Annotated in this window: 9 protein-coding genes; 3 read left to right on the top strand and 6 right to left on the bottom strand. The window is 53.9% G+C overall.

The window, feature by feature from the left end:
• Positions 1-205: 205 nt before the first annotated feature.
• The 3 genes from X474_RS06035 (at position 206) to X474_RS06025 (ending at position 3,170) form a co-directional block, all read left to right on the top strand.
• Positions 206-553 carry a cupin domain-containing protein gene (locus X474_RS06035; RefSeq protein WP_044347476.1) on the top strand — a complete coding sequence of 116 codons (348 nt, stop codon included), beginning with the start codon at positions 206-208 and terminating at the stop codon, positions 551-553.
• Between the two features lie 704 nt (positions 554-1,257).
• Complete coding sequence (locus X474_RS06030; RefSeq protein WP_052514920.1) at positions 1,258-2,058, top strand: TylF/MycF/NovP-related O-methyltransferase; 801 nt, start codon at positions 1,258-1,260, stop codon at positions 2,056-2,058.
• Positions 2,059-2,210: 152 nt separating this feature from the next.
• Positions 2,211-3,170 (top strand): SDR family oxidoreductase, encoded by a 960-nt coding sequence (locus tag X474_RS06025; RefSeq protein ID WP_044347474.1) that lies wholly within the window; start codon positions 2,211-2,213, stop codon positions 3,168-3,170.
• 81 nt (positions 3,171-3,251) lie between these two features.
• Here X474_RS06025 and X474_RS06020 read toward each other — a convergent pair whose 3' ends face one another.
• The 6 genes from X474_RS06020 to X474_RS05995 form a co-directional block, all read right to left on the bottom strand.
• A complete protein-coding gene (locus X474_RS06020; protein WP_044347472.1) occupies positions 3,252-4,460 on the bottom strand; it encodes a tetratricopeptide repeat protein in 1,209 nt (402 codons plus the stop codon).
• A 19-nt stretch (positions 4,461-4,479) separates the two neighbouring features.
• Positions 4,480-7,998, bottom strand: a complete 3,519-nt coding sequence (locus tag X474_RS06015; RefSeq protein WP_156360643.1) for a protein kinase domain-containing protein — start codon at positions 7,996-7,998, stop codon at positions 4,480-4,482.
• A 2-nt stretch (positions 7,999-8,000) separates the two neighbouring features.
• Positions 8,001-8,726 (bottom strand): PP2C family protein-serine/threonine phosphatase, encoded by a 726-nt coding sequence (locus tag X474_RS06010; protein ID WP_052514918.1) that lies wholly within the window; start codon positions 8,724-8,726, stop codon positions 8,001-8,003.
• Entirely contained in the window at positions 8,723-10,780 is a 2,058-nt protein-coding gene (locus X474_RS06005; RefSeq protein ID WP_044347470.1) for a vWA domain-containing protein, read from the bottom strand. Before X474_RS06005 ends, X474_RS06010 begins: the two co-directional genes overlap by 4 nt.
• A gap of 376 nt (positions 10,781-11,156) precedes the next feature.
• Positions 11,157-14,261 carry an efflux RND transporter permease subunit gene (locus X474_RS06000; protein ID WP_044347468.1) on the bottom strand — a complete coding sequence of 1,035 codons (3,105 nt, stop codon included), beginning with the start codon at positions 14,259-14,261 and terminating at the stop codon, positions 11,157-11,159.
• Positions 14,258-15,508 carry an efflux RND transporter periplasmic adaptor subunit gene (locus X474_RS05995; RefSeq protein ID WP_052514917.1) on the bottom strand — a complete coding sequence of 417 codons (1,251 nt, stop codon included), beginning with the start codon at positions 15,506-15,508 and terminating at the stop codon, positions 14,258-14,260. The genes X474_RS06000 and X474_RS05995 overlap by 4 nt, the downstream gene beginning before the upstream one ends.
• Positions 15,509-15,593: the final 85 nt, after the last annotated feature.

Genomic DNA, 15,593 nt, shown 5'->3' with positions numbered 1-15,593 from the left:
CAATATCCACACGATCGCTCATTGTGGCAGAGCCTTGAATGCAAGTCAAGGCAAGGGGGTTATACATTGCCCTGAAACCTCCGTCAAGGATTGGACCTTTCTGCCGAGCCAACGCCTTTGCGCCTTTTGATTTTAAACGCATTTAAATATGTTAAAATGATTTCGCCTTTTGTAAAGCCTGAACTACATCCATTGGAGTAACGCCATGAGTAACCAAAACCAATCCCCTTTTGCGTCCTTTATCCAAAACTGGCCCAAGGCCGACATCCCCATGCAGGGATTCACCGCCCACCTTTTAAGCGGCGGCAATGGTCAGGCGGTCTTCTTTGAAATCCCCGGCGGCTCCGAGGTCCCGCCCCACAGCCACGGCGCCCAGTGGGGAATCGTGGTCTCAGGAGAGCTTGAACTCACCATAGGCGGAGAAACCAAAACTTATGGAAAAGGGGACACCTACACCATTGGCGACGGCGAGGAGCACAGCGCCATAACAAAAGACTTTGCCTGTGTCATAGATGTGTTTGCCGATTCGGACAGGTATCAGAAAAAGGCCTGAGCCAGGGACACAAAACACCCCAAAAATCGGAGATTTTCGGGGACCCCGAGTAAGCACCCCCGAATGACGGCCCGCCATAGTGCGGGCCTTTCCTAAGGGGACTAATTCCAGCCGCTTGGCGGAATCACGTTTTTGCCAGGTGGCATCTGACCAAGTCATCGAGTCAGTAATCTGATTTTCGGCCACGGCCAAGCCGTGGCCGAAAATCATTGACCGAAAAAAATCGTATCTTGGCGAAACTGTTCAACGCACCTTCTTTTCCTGGAGTAAACGGTTATCTACTTATAACTGAATCTCATAAAACCAGACGCGGCGAACGCGTTAATTCTACAATAATAACCGGCAATACCCAAAAACTCTCATCAATGCCTCCCAAAAGCCTAATCATTTACATCTAGAATTAATTAAGTTTATTGTAATACTTATCTCTTCCCTTAAACTCTCAAGCGGAATATAATACTATAAAATCAGCGAGTTATAAGAATAAACTCAGACAAAACTTTTCTTGAAATACTATATTTTAAACATTAATCTTTAACTGAAAGTCTCATTTTTTATAACTAAAACTAAAGTATAAGCAATATACAGAGAAAGTATTATTTTTAAAAAATTAACTATTAAATGTTTATTTTTTGTTTGCTTAGATATATATAAAAAAATCAGCAAAAAGATTAGATTTAAAAACTAACAATGATTCCGGTGCCATGTCAAGCAAACCCATCCCGCCCACAACCGTAGACCATTTACTGGGAAACATCAGCCAGGCAGTGATCGATGTTTTGAAAAAAGCTGCTCAGACCGGTTGGGATTTTTTCCCGCCCCACACCTTCAATTACAAACAAGACAACTTAGCTACAGTGAACAACCCTTATTTTTTGCACTATCCCTCCTTTGCCACAGCCTACAGTGCAGGCAAGGCAACAGGCCAAGGGGAGGGAGTAGACATCAAATGGCGGGCTCATGTAGCTTGTTGGGCCGCGCATAACGCAGCCAAGCTGCAAGGCGACTTTGTTGACCTGGGGGTGTTTCACGGCGGGCTTGCCGCTTTGGTTTTCTCATATCTAGGCCCCAAGGCCTTTAAAAACCGGTTCTATCATCTGGTGGATTCATGGAGCGACTATGAAGCCGGTCTATTATGCGAAGCCGAGATCAATTCGGGTATCAAACCACCTGACTATAATTACGAAGACTGCTTTAATGAAGTAAAAAGAAACTTCAAACTTCCCTTCTTTAAGATTCACCGCGGCCAAGTGCCGGAAATTCTACGCCTGATTGATTCCCGGCCCCTGGCTTATATTTCCATCAATATGGCTTGTGCCGCGGTTGAACTAGCCGGAGCCGAACGCCTTTGGCCTTCTTTGGTCAAAGGCGGATCAATACTTCTTGACGACTTCGCCTTTCCCGGCCACCAAACCCAGGCCCAGGCATTTTACGAATTCGCCGCCCAAAGGGGGGTGGAGATCCTGGTTCTGCCCACGGGGCAGGGGCTTATAATAAAAAACTGACATACTCCCCCGATAAACCCGGTCCACTTTTTCTTTGCCTCCCCCGCCCTCACGTTGTAACTTGAAATCAACCCACCATATAATAATTATGGTGTAGGCTTTATTTCTCAAGGCAAAATCAATCGACCTGATCGGACATTCAAGGATTATAAATGACTAAAAAACCATTGTACCTGGTCACTGGCGGAGACGGTTTTATCGGCTCCCATATTGCTGAAAACCTTCTCAATCAGGGGCACAAGGTTCGCGTGTTCGACAATATGAGCGCCAGGGGCGGGCAGAATTGCCAATACCTTGCCAAGCTGGATGCGGGTGAACTGGAAGTGCTCGAAGGCGACCTGCGCAATGAAGAAGACTGCGCAAAAGCCCTGGATCAGGCGGATTTTGTTTTCCATCTGGCCGCGCTCGGCTCCATTCCCCGCTCTGTGGACAATCCTTTGCGCACCCACGCGGTGAACGCCACCGGCACCTTGAACCTTTTAAACGCAGCCCGAAACGCCAAGGTGAAGCGGTTTGTGCATTCATCTTCATCCTCTGTTTATGGCGAGCAGCTCACTCCCGAAGGCCTTTTGAGCGAGACCGCCCCCACCTTTCCCATGTCTCCCTACGGGGTGAGCAAAGTCGCTGCCGAGCACTATGTGCGGGTGTTTCACACCATCTACGGGCTACCGACCGTGGCCTTGCGCTATTTCAATGTCTTTGGCCCCAGGCAAGACCCCAACGGCGCTTACGCCGCGGTGATACCCAAGTTCATCGCCTCGATCCTGAATGGAGAAGCGCCGACCATCTTTGGTGACGGCGGCCAGTCCCGGGATTTCACTTTTGTGGTCAATGTGGTCCAGGCCAACCTAAAGTCCATTACCAGTGAAAGGGCTGTGGGCAGGGTGATCAATGTGGCCACCGGAGCCAACCACACGGTTCTGGAAGTGGCCCAGCGCATAAACCAGATTCTCGGCAAGGATATCCGCCCCATATTCAGCGCCAAAAGACCTGGCGAGATCAGGCACACCCTGGCTGATATTGGCCGGGCCCTGGGGCTTCTGGGTTATGAAGTGGAGATAAATTTCAGCGACGGGCTGGAAAAGACAGTAGACGCCCTGAAAAACAAGTAGGCAATAAATTAAAAGGCAAAGGCCTTTCCCAAGGCCTTTGCCTTTTTTAGCTTTTTACTAAGCACCTCAATTAAGCGGCCGTTAGTCGCCCTTGAGCCCCTCTTCCACCAGATCGGTGATGACTTCCACATATTCCTTGGGCGCTTCAAAATCCATGGCATAGTCTGAATCACGCACCTTGGGGTCGTTCTGCCCCCTGAGGTGCAGGTTAACGCTCAAATTTACCTGATCACTGTCATCTTCCAAGGTTACATCCCAGACCAGGATGGCATTCACCTTGAGCATGTCCATGGCCTTGGCCATGACCTCGACCTGCTTGGGCGTCAGCACCTCCAGGATCTTCATTTTCTTAATATTGTTCATAGTGAGCGATGGCAGGCCCAAACGTTTGCCCAGGCGGTATGAACCGGGCCTGTAGCCTGTGGCCTGCATGACTTGGTTCATCTGGGACTGGCTCGGCACCATGGTTTCAAACAATCCCCTGGCCTGAAGTCCCCGGGCCAGGGCAGTGGCCTTGTAATCACCTTTAAAAAAGTTATCACTACCCCCCATGTCACTTACCAGGGGCTCCATCACAGCCACCCTCAGCCTGCCTATGGGCACGGCCTTGGCAGGTGGTGTCGCTTTTCCCGCACCGGCGATTTTAACGAGCTTGTTGCCGACCTTGACCCGTTTGCCGCCTGCTATCAACTTGCCAAAACTCAGGTCTTTATCAACTTCGTAAACCTGAACCTTGCCCACAGTCCTTCTGCGGGTGATGCTTTTACCGGTAACCGGGTGTTTAAGCACCCTTTCGTCAACCACCTCAAAACGGTCGCCGACCTTCACCCCCTGACCGGTCCCCAAATCCAAAGTAAGCTCGCCGGATTTGGTTATCTCGAGCACATAGCCCCTTTTGGAAGAATGGGTGGTCTTAACCTTTCCATTGGGCTTTTTACCCTTTGCCTTGGCCTTTTTGAACAGTTCCACGGCCTGAGGCTTATAGCGATTCGGGTCCAGTTTATAGGAGGGATCGGCGGTCTTGGCCTGACCAAAGGCATCAAGCGCCTTTTTCTGATCACCTTTGGCCAAATAAACCAGGCCCTGATAGACATGGGCCTTTGCCTTCAGGGCGCCGGAAAGATCGCCTTTGGCCAGTGCTTTGGACAAGGCTTTTTGGGCCTGATCAAACTCGGCGAATTCATAATGCTCTATACCTTTCAGCAAAAGCTCCGGCCCACTGACCGCCCAGGCCGGAAACGCTGCCAGGATAAACAAAAGGATCACGGAACCGAGTAAGCATTTTTTCATGGCAAGTCCCTTCTATTTATCATTCAGGTTGCAGCCTGAATTTAATCCTGACAGTTACACCCTTTTTCAGCACTACATCCTTATGTTGCTCTTTATAACCCTTGCGGCGCACAGAGAGGCGGTGGGGACCTAAAGGCAGGTCTTTTAATTGCACGGGAGTTGCTCCCACCGGCACCCCATCCAGCAGAAGATCAGCCCAGGGCGCCGCATTTACTGCAATCGCTCCTCCCCGCAACTCAAAACGGACCTTAGCCGACTTGTTTTCCTCTATGTTAACCTTTTTAGCGCTCACCGCGCCATAGGCCTTGACCTGAACCTGTCTTTCACCAACCAGGACCTGATCCATTATCAAAGGGGTCTGCCCCATGGGTTTGCCGTCCACAAAAACCTTGGCAGAGGGTTTGCAGCCAACCACCATGCGGCCGTATTTGGCTGCCGCCTGTTGTTTGCGCTTCTCTTCTTCGGCCTTGGCCTCAGCCTCCTTACGCAGGCGCTCCTCTTCAGCCACCTTGGCCTTCAGCTCGGCTTCCTGGCGCAGGCGTTCTTCCTCGGCAGCCTTGGCCTTCAGCTCGGATTCCTTACGCAGACGCTCCTCTTCAGCCACCTTGGCCTTTAGCTCGGCTTCTTGGCGCAGGCGTTCTTCCTCGACCGCCTTGGCCTTCAGTTCGGCTTCCTGGCGCAGGCGTTCTTCCTCGGCCGCCTTGTCCTTCAGCTCGAATTCCTTACGCAGACGCTCCTCTTCAGCCGCCTTGGCCTTTAGCTCGGCTTCCTGGCGCAGGCGTTCTTCCTCGGTCGCCTTGGCCTTGGCATCCCGCAGGCGTTCCTCTTCTGCCGCCTTGGCCTTGGCCTCGGCTTCTTTACGTTGTTTGGCCTCAAAAATCGCCCGGCGCTCGGCACCCACGGATATCAGGCCTTTTTGGGCGATTTCATTTTCCGGGTTCAGCTCCAGGGCAGCGGAAAAAGCCTTTTCAGCGGCGTCCAACTGTCCGGCTCCAAGGCTCTTCTGACCTTGGTCCGCCAGTCCGGCCGCCTTTTCCTTGACTGTATCCTTGGCTTTAATTTCAGTTTTTTGCTTTTTTTCTACTTTCTGCACAGGTGGAGCGGGCGGCTTTATAGGAGGCTTTTCCTCCTCACCGGTGAATAAAAACACCCCCACAACTGCAATTACAATCACCGCAGCCAGGCCGATTCCAATAATCGCCTTGGATTTGCCGGGTTTCTCCGAACCTCCCGGCTGATACTCATCTCCCATGCTTTTGGGGCCTGGCGGGACATAGGCCTCCGGGCTTTTCTCTTCCTCTGCCCGGACCGGCGGCTGCTCTTTTTCCGCGGCCCGATCTTCCGGCGCTGGTTCCCCTGGAGCCGGAGGCGCCACCATGGCGCCCTGTGAAGGGGGTGAGCCCAAAGGCGGAGGCGGCGGGGGAGGAGCATCCCCTGAATCCTTTTGCTCACCTTCCATCTTGGAAGAAGAGGCTTCTTCAAGCGGCATAACCACCGTACCGGCCGGGGGCGATGGAGGTTCCGGTTTTGGTTCTTCCTTATAAGCCGACATCACAACCGTACCCTGGGGGGCAGGTTTTTTATCACTTATCCGGTCAACAGGGGCTTTTTCCTCTTCTTTTGGAACAGACTCAGGCGGTATGACCATAGTGCCGGGTGAAACGGGTTTTTCCTGGGAATCGGTCTCGCTTCCCATGGCAGGCATTACAACCGTGCCGGGCGAAACGGGTTTTTCCGGAGAATCAACCTCGCTTCCCATGGCGGGCATTACAACCGTGCCGGGCGAGGCGGGTTTTTCCTGGGAATCGGCCTCGCTTCCCATGGCGGGCATCACAACCGTGCCGGGCGAGGACTCTTTTTGCCGGGCCAAAAGTTCTTCGGCCCGGGGCAAAAGTTCCTTTGCTTCCGGATGATCAGACTCGAACTGAAAAACCTGGTTTAAAAGGCTCATCGCCAAAGCGCCTTTTTCCTGTTCAAGGGCCTCCTTGGCTTGAGTCAACAGGTTTTCCATCTTCCGTTTTTTCTCAACCTGCTGCTTTAACCTGTCCAGGCTTTTCCGGGCTTTTCTCAGGGCAGGATCTTTTTGCAAGGCCTCTTCAAATAAGGAGATGGCTGTTTCCAGATCATCTTCCTCTTGGGCGGATTTGCCTTTTTCCCAGATTTCCAGGGCGGCGACCCTGTTTTCCACCCTGGCCAGGGCCTTTTCCACCTGTTCCTGATCCGGAAATTTTTCGTTCTGCTCCAGGTAAAGCTCTTTGGCCGCCTGCCATTCCTCGGCCGCTTCCAAGGCCTGCCCTCTTTGCAAAGCGGCCTCCAGAGCGGCAACCTGGCGGCCCCATTCCTGCACCTCTTCCAGCCAGTCCAGGGTCTTTTTCTTATCCCGGCTTATACCCACCAGCTCGCTGATCACCTCACCGGCCTGCTCATAGAGCCCGTCAGCCAGGCAGGCCTCCGCCTCAACCGTGAGTTCTTCTATACGGTCGTCTAGAAGCAGTTCCTTTTTGGCCCTCGCCAGTATATCCTCGGCCTCTTTCAAGCCGGAATTCAGGCTCAAGGCCTTTTCAGCCAGCACCTGGGCGGCGGCCCATTGGCCTTTGTCCATCTGGGCCTGGGACTCATTGGTCAGGGCCTGGGCCTGGGAGCCCTTGCTGGGGGCTTTGGTTTTTTTAAAGGCCCCGGGTATGCGGGTGCCCCGGCCGCTGGTATGCCTTGTTGAAGAGGCCTTAAGCCTGTTCAAGGTCTCCATGAAATCCGCGGCGGAAGAAAACCTGCGGTCCGGGTCCTTGGACAAGGCCTTATCAATAATCCCGGAAAGAGCCGCCGAGATTCGGGTGGTCTCTTCATGGGCGGGCCTGGGCGATTCATGAACATGCTGATATAACACGCTGGTGGTGTCCTGGCCGGAGAACGGGGCCTTGCCCACGGCCATTTCATACATCACCACTCCCCAGGAATACAGATCGCTCCTGGCGTCCACCGGCTTGCCCCTGGCCTGTTCCGGGCTTGCGTAGTGCACTGTGCCCACAAAAGAACCGGCCATGGTGTAGCTGGGTTGCAGTGCGGCCTTGGCAATACCGAAATCCATGACCACGGCATCACCCCGGCTGTCGACCATGACATTGTCGGGCTTTATATCCCGGTGAATTATCCCCTTCTTATGGGCCTCACCCAGAGCGGAGAGCACCTGGCCGCTGAGCCTTATGATCTCTTTTTCCTCCAGCCCTCCGCTGGAGGCGATCATCTCGGTCAAAGACCTTCCGTCCACATAATCCATGGCAAAATAGTTGACGCCCTCTTCCTGGCCCACGTCATGAATCCTAACGATATTCGGATGACGCAGGCCGGCCGCGCTTCTGGCCTCCCTTAAAAAACGCCCCACCATCTCCTGATCACGGGCAAACTCTTCGGGAAGCACCTTCACCGCGGTCTTGCTCTCCAAAAGTTCATGCTCGGCCAGGTAGACCTCTGCCATGCCGCCTTTGCCCAACAGCCTTAGAAGCCGGTATTTCCCCAATTTGCGGCCTGTCAAATCAAGCAAGGTCAAACCTCCCCCTCAAAAAAGACCACCATAACAGTAGCGTCGTCCTGGCCTTCTTGCAGATCCACTTGCGCTATAAGGGCCCGGCCTGCCTTTTCAGGATCATCCGCTTCACCCAATATCGTTTTTATCTGCTGTGCCGAGAGCACCCCGTGCACTCCGTCGCTGGTAAGTAGAAAACGATCTCCCTTTTCCAACTCACCTTCAAAAACATCGGGCTTGACGGTATCCACACCCATGGCCTGCAAAAGCACATGGCGCATGGGATGCACCTCTGCCTCTTCGGCAGTGACCACCCCCTGGCTCTGGTATTTACGCATCAGGGTGTGATCTTCGGTCAACTGCACCAACCTGCCTTGGCGTAATAAATACCCCCGACTGTCGCCCACGGAACCGAGGAGATAGGTCCCGTGATTTAACCAGACACAGACAGCCGTGGCCCCCATGTTTCCGTCTTGCCCCATTTCCACCGCCAGGTCCCGCACCTCGGAATGGGCCCTTTGCATGCGGCGGGAGAGATCAAGCCATTTACGCAGTCCCCTGGTCTGGTCCGGGGGGTCGGGGGCCAACATGCTCTGAACCACTTTTTGGGAAGCAAAGCCGCCTCCGGCGTGGCCGCCCATGCCGTCACTTAAAACAAAGAGACCCTGCTCGGGGTTCTGGCCAAAACTGTCCTGATTCTCATTCCGGTGTAAACCCTGTCTGGTTCCACCCCACCATTGAGTCAAGGCCTTACCTCCTCTTTGAAGACCCTGCCCTTTGCCGGAGCGCCAAAGCCTCCACTTGCCGCCTTTTCGGTTATCTGCAAATTCTGCACTATCAAACGCTGAAAAGGCTCTTTTTTACGGTTCAACCCGAATATGCGGGCCCTGAATTCCGCGCCGCCGCCCTGGTTAAAACCTCTGAATCTGGCGGAAAGAGCACCGGCGCTGCTGGCGCTGGCACTGAAACCGCCCGTTGCCGCGGGCTTGAGGTCCAGAATATGCTCCTTGCCCCGGCTGTCTTTGATTAAAACCTCGGCCTTCACCTTGTCCAGGGGGAGGTCGTCTTCAGTCACGTCCAGGCTGAAAAACCAGGGAGCCTTAGCCACCGGCTCTTTGCCTTTGTCCTCCAGTTTGGCCTTTAAGGAAGTGCGGGCAGTGGCTTGCAGTCTGAAGGGCGTATCTTTTGGGCCTGAAATGGCAAGGGTGTATTCACCGGGAACCGGCATTTTAAGGGTCACGGTGCTGAACTCCCTGCCCTTGGCCTTGGCCGGGTGCAGAGGCCTGCCTTGCGGGTCGCTTATCTTAAGCTCCAAGAGATCCCCCGGCCCCAAAAGGCTCAAGTCCAGCCTCTGTACAGTGGAATCCAGCAATAACTTATAGTTATTTGGTGCTTTATCCTGGGCCAGTAAAAGCAGGCTTGCCTGGTCCATGGCGGCCTGAACCCGGTCAAAGGCAGCGGTAAGCCCTTCCGCGGAAGGGGCGTAAAGGTATACACCCTTACTTAACCGAGCCAGATTAAAAAGAAACTTCTGATCCACATTATCGGTCAAACCAACCGTGTAAAGCACGGCTTTTTGAGCGGCCAATTTTTTCACCTGCTCCAAGGTGGCTTTGTTATGGGTCTCCGGGTCATTTTTCCCGTCACTCATCAAAACCACCACCCTGGCCTTTTTGGGATCAGCCTTTTTAAACATCTCATCAGCCCTGGCCAATCCCACCGCTATATTGGTGTCACCCGTGGCGGGCAATTTCTTGATTCCGGCAGCCAAATTACGGGCCTGTTTGCGCGAGGTGATATTGGTGAGGGGCAGGATGGTCTTGGGAGCCAGGTTGAAACTCACCACCCCCACCTGGTCTCCGGGCATAAGCCTGGAGATCAAAAGCTCCACTGCCTGCCCCCGCATATTCTCCTTGTCCGTGGACCTCACCGAGCCCGAGCCGTCGATCACCAAAACACAGGAAATAGAGCCTGTGCCGGGCTTCAAGCCGATAAAACGCCTGAGCAAATCTCCCACCTCCCTGGTGGAAGGCAGGCTCAGATGATTGCCCGGGGCCTGATACACCCGGTCGTCCCGGCTCCAGCCGGGCAGCTCCTCCGGATGGCCGGGCTCAATCACACCGTCGCCGCCGAGAGACTTAAGCTCCTTTATGCAACCCGCCCTGGTGAGCATGGATTGAACCGCTTTTTCATCCAGGCTGCCTTGGACCACCCCTACCAAAAGATCATGGGGAAGCCCTTTTTCTCTCAAGTCCTTTACCAGGGGTGCGTCAGGAGAAGCCTGTTTGAGAAGGTCCTTTCCATAAAAATTTTCAATTTTCTTATGCCAGGCCAGACGGCAAGGGTCGCCCGAGGGCGGTAATTCAAGGCCGTCTGTGGGCAAGGCTAGAAAAAGGGCCTTGTTCACCTTGGGTTCTTTTTTATGGCGCAGGTATTCAGCCAGGGCCAGGCCCCCTGCCCCATGGGCCACCAGGGTGAGGGATTCAACCTCTGGGGGACGGGCCAGGTCTTTAACCGCCTTGCCCAATGATTTGGCGAGTTTTGCAAGGCTGGTGGGGCCTGTGTCCGGGGCCAGGGTGATAGCCTTGATCCCGGAGACGCCCAAGGATTGAGCCAGGGGGTTTAATTCCTTTTGCCCTCCCGGGCTGGCGGCCACCAATATGACCACCTGGCGCGAAGCCTTTTCAGTCACCAGCCTGGCCTGGGTGTCGCGCCCTGCCCACAGGCTGAGCAACAAGGCGCAGAAACAAATAGCTGTTGCCTTGATTCCAAAGGCCTTTAACACGGTGGCGCGCGGCATGTCTCTCCCTGGCGGATAAAAAAGAATTATAAAAAGGCCGAGGAGTCAGAATTTGAAAAATATTGTCACATCCGTAAGTTAAGCCGGAAAACAGCAATAACGGCCCCTGATGCGACTCCTGTTGCCTAAAGACCCATCAGCTAAACCAATTCCATAATAAAGACTCTATTTATATTCATACATTTTTTTTAGCGGAACGCACAGGGCAAGGACAAGTTCCAAATCAGGTTACAGTGGTCAAAACCGTTTTTTATTCCGGAGGTTCAAGGCAAATTACCCGGAACATAAACCATAATTACCATTCATTCCACCAAGTAACAAAAAAGCCGTCTTGCTCTCGGGCGGCAGGACGGCTTTAAAACTCTTTTTGAAAAAATTAAAGTCTTAACCACCATCTAAAGGCAGTTTTGGCATCTTCCAGAATCAGATAGCAGCAAGGCACCAGGACAAGGGTCACCAAGGTGGCGAAAAGCACACCAAAACCAAGGCTGATGGCCATGGGAACCAAGAACTGGGCTTGCATGCTTTTTTCCAGAATCAAAGGGGTCAATCCGGCAAAGGTGGTGAGGGTGGTCAAAAGGATAGGCCTGAACCTGGCTTCGCCTGCCTTGCGTACAGTCTCGGACAAATCCTCGCCATGCTCCAGATTGCGGTTGATGTAATCCACCAGCACCAGGCTGTCGTTGACCACCACCCCGGCCAGGGCAACCGTACCCAAGGCGGAAAGTATGCTCAAGGTGAGCCCCATGCTGACATGTCCCCAAATCACTCCGATAAAGCTGAAGGGAATGGCGGTCATGACTATCAAGGGTTGCACATAGGATTTAAAAGGTATGGCCATCAACGCAAAAATCACAAACAGGGCCACTGCGAAATAGGAATACAAAGATTCCATGGTCTCGTCCTGCTGCTTTAAGTCGCCTTCCACAGAGGAGGTGAGGCCCACATACTTGGCCAGAAGCTGAGGCATGAAATCCCTTTTCAGGTCGGCCACTATTTCGTTGGCGTTTCCCTTGCCCGGAATGACCTTGGCCGATACGGTAACCACCCTTCTGCGGTCCGCTCTTTCTATGGTGGAAAGCCCCCGGCCCATCTCGATTTTTGCCACGGCCTTTAAAGGGACTTCCTCTCCCTCGGGGGTGCGAATCCGCATATGCTCCAAGGTGGCTAGGGAGCGGCGACGCTCCCTGGGGTAGCGGACCATCACCTTGACCTCGTCCCTGCCCCGGACAATACGCTGCACCTCGGCCCCGTAAAAGCCCTGGCGCACCTGGCGGGCCAGTTCATAAACGTTTATACCCAGGTTGGCCGCAGCTGGTTTCAAGGTAAGCTGGATCTCCTGTTTGCCCTTGCGAAAGGAATCCTCCACTTCCCGCACCCCGGGATAGGTGCTGATTCTTTCCTTTAATTCCTGGGAGGCCTTAACCAGGTAATCCATATTCTGCCCGGCCAGTTGCAGGCTTATGGGGCGGTTGCCCCGGCCCAGGGAAGAACGGATCGTCAAGGAAACCGCTTCCGGAATCTCGCCAATGAGCTCCAGCCATTTATCAGAGACCGTGCTGGCAGAAACGCCTGTCCCAACCCGGTCTTCACTGGGAAGAAGGTCCAGCCAGACCCGGCCCTTGTTTTCATGGCCATAGGCCAAGGCATGAGTGACCAGCCTTTGGCCTGGTTTGAGCTTATCCGCATAAACCGAATTAAGATCCTGGGCCGCCTTTTCAATGCGCCCGATCGCCCGGGCCATCACCTCTTCAGGGGTTCCGGGCAAAAGCTCCACTGCACAGTGGGCAAAATCGGATTCAATCGGCGGGAAAAAAACAAACTTGAGCCTGCCGCCCAGAAGAAAAGCCAGGGAAAAGACCAAAAGCCCGATAAAAACTGCAACCGTCAAGTAACGCCAGGCCAGGCACAGGGAAAGCAAGGGTCGGTACACCCTTTTGATAAACCACCAGAGTCCACTGTTTACGGTGCGGTTAACAGGCTCCCAAAGCCTGGCCAACCCCCTGGGCCCGTGGTTATTTTCCCGGTAGTGGGAAAGGTGGGCGGGCAGGATCCAAAGGCTCTCCACCAGGGAAAAGACAAGGCAGGGGATAACCACCAGTGGAATCATAACCCAGACTTGACCAAAGGTGCCCGGTATGAGCAAGAGAGGCACAAAGGCGGCCACAGTGGTTAAAACGGCAAAGATCACCGGCGTGGCCATCTCCTGGGTTCCCTTGATTGCCCCCAAAAGGCCCTTACCGGTTTTCTGCTGTACGGTATAGACGTTTTCGCCGATTACAATGGCGTCATCCACCACAATACCCAAAACCAGAATAAAGGCGAACATGGTTATCATGTTAAGAGAAACCCCAAAACCGGGCATAAGCCAAATGGCCCCCAAAAAGGAGATGGGGATTCCCAGAGAGACCCAAAAAGCCACCCGAAGTTGCAGGAAAAGGGCCAAAAGAATCACCACCAGAACCAGGCCGGTGGCCCCGTTTTTACTAAGCAGGTTAAGACGGCTTTTGAAATAAAGGGACCGGTCGTGCCAGATCTCGGCGGTTATTCCCGGAGGAAGCTCTTTTTTAAGGTCATCGGTATAGTTGTAAACCTTTTCAGCCACATCCAGGACGTTTTGCTGCCCCACCCGGAAGACCTCGATCATTACCGTGGGCTGGCCGTCAAAACGAATGAACATATCACTTTCCTGAAAACCGTCTTTGATCTTGGCCAGATCCTTTAAGCGCAAAGTGCTGCCGTCCGGAAGGCTCACCACCGGGAGGCGGCCATAGTCGATTGCATCATAGGCCTGCCCCTTGGTGCGGATCAGAATATCACCGGCCCTGGTCTCGATAGAGCCGCCGCTTAAGTCCAAAGACGACCCGGCCACAGCCTTGACCACATCATTGAAAGTAAGCTGATGCCTTCGCAAGGATTCCTCGGATACCTCTATGCTGATCTCAAAGGGCCGCACACCGGTCAGCTCAACTACGGAGATCCCCGGCAGGGCCGCGATCTCATCCCTCACCCGTTCGCCCAAAAACTTAAGCGTCTTGGGGCCGGTTTCTCCGGAAAGGGTCAGGGTGAGCACATCCCTTTTGCGCAGGGCCTTGGCCACATCCGGTTTTTCCGCCTCCTCGGGCAGGGTGGTTATGGCATCGACCTTGGATTTGATGTCATCCAGGACATCGCGCATATCCTTACCCTGTTCCACCTCCACAGTCACTGTGCCGTAGTTTTCCGAGGCCTGACTGGTTATGCGATCCACTCCGTTTACATCATGGATGGCCTCCTCTATGCGCACACAGATCTGCTCTTCGACTTCAGCGGGGGTGGAGCCGGGATAAGAAACGGTTATGTTAATTATGTTGGCCTCTATCTCCGGGAAGACCTCCATCACCAGCCGGGGAATGGTGAGCACGCCACTCACCACGATCACCAGCATCATAAGGTTGGCAGCCACACGGTTTCCGGCAAACCAGGCTATGGCACTTTTCATCTGGCTTGGCCCTCCCCTTTGGCGGCTTTCCTGCCTTTTTTGCCTTTATGAGGAGCCTTGCCCAAAGGCGTCGCCTTTTTTTCTCTGCCAACCACGCTGACCAACATATCCTCAACCACCACCTTGGGCATGGTGGTGCAGACAACGTCTCCGTTGGCAAGCCCGGAGCCGATCACAATGTCATTCTCCTCCACCCGAAGGACTTGCACCTTGCGGCGTTTGAGGCGGTTTTCTTGGCTTACCAGAACCACCTTATCCGGTGGCATCAATACACTTCTGGGCAGAACAAAAACATCCTTGGCCAGCCGCCCCTGGATGCGCGCCCTTACAAACATGCCCGAAGCCAAGGGCGGAGCATCCGGGCCGTCGGCATCGCCATAGGGGTCCTTTACCTGGGCCACCAGGACCACCATGCGGGTTTTTAAGTCTATCTCGCCTTCGGTGCGCACCACAGTGCCCTGCCAGGTAAAGGTTTTACCCGCAAAATCGGCGGTCAATATCACCAGGGGATGAGAACCCTTTTCCAGGCCTCCCCTGTAGCTCAAGGGCAGATCAACAAAGGCCAATTCTTCATCGGACAAGGGCAGCCGCACTTCCGCGTAATCAACCGCGTAAATAGAAGCCAGTTGCGAACCTTTATTTACATACTGCCCCACGTCAACACTTTCCGAACGCACCCGGCCGGCAAAAGGGGCCCTTATTTGGGTGCGCGAAAGGTCCAGCCTGGCCTGTTCCAAGCTGGCCTTGGCCGAAGCCAGGGTTGCCTGGGCATCCGCCAGCTGGGGCTTTTTCAGGACCAAGGCGCTGGGCTTGGTTCCGTTGCCCAGGCTTTTCCACTCTTTTTGGGCCACATTGGCCTCTGCCTCTATTTTGCTCAACTGGGAAGCAGCCGTCGCCACAGTGGCTTCAGATTTGGTCAGGGCCAGACGGTAGTCTGTGGGATCTATCTCCAGAAGAAGATCGCCTTTTTCAAAAAAACCTCCCGCGGCAAGGGACGGGGAAACCTTAACCACCTGGCCTGAAACCTGGGGCACCAGTGCTGTTTCGGTTCTTGGCCTTACAGTCCCCTGAGCTGTGACCCAATAGCGATAATCAGATTGTTTTGCCTTTACCACCCTCACCACCGGCGGTTTCACAGGTTTGGGGCGTCTTTGGGGCATGGGCGTCGTATGGATCAGCCACCAGGCGGCGCTCACGCCCAGGGCCAGGACCAAAAAGGGGAGCAGGATCTTAAGAAATAGTTTCATAGTGCAAACCTTGTAATTTCATATGCTTGGCCGAGAACACGCAGTATCGCCGGTTTTGTGGTTTTTATAAGCTCTTGAAGTGAAT

This window comes from Dethiosulfatarculus sandiegensis (assembly GCF_000931935.2).
Classification (GTDB): Bacteria; Desulfobacterota; Desulfarculia; order Desulfarculales; family Desulfarculaceae; genus Dethiosulfatarculus; species Dethiosulfatarculus sandiegensis.
This window is presented reverse-complemented; position numbering and strand designations above follow the sequence as displayed.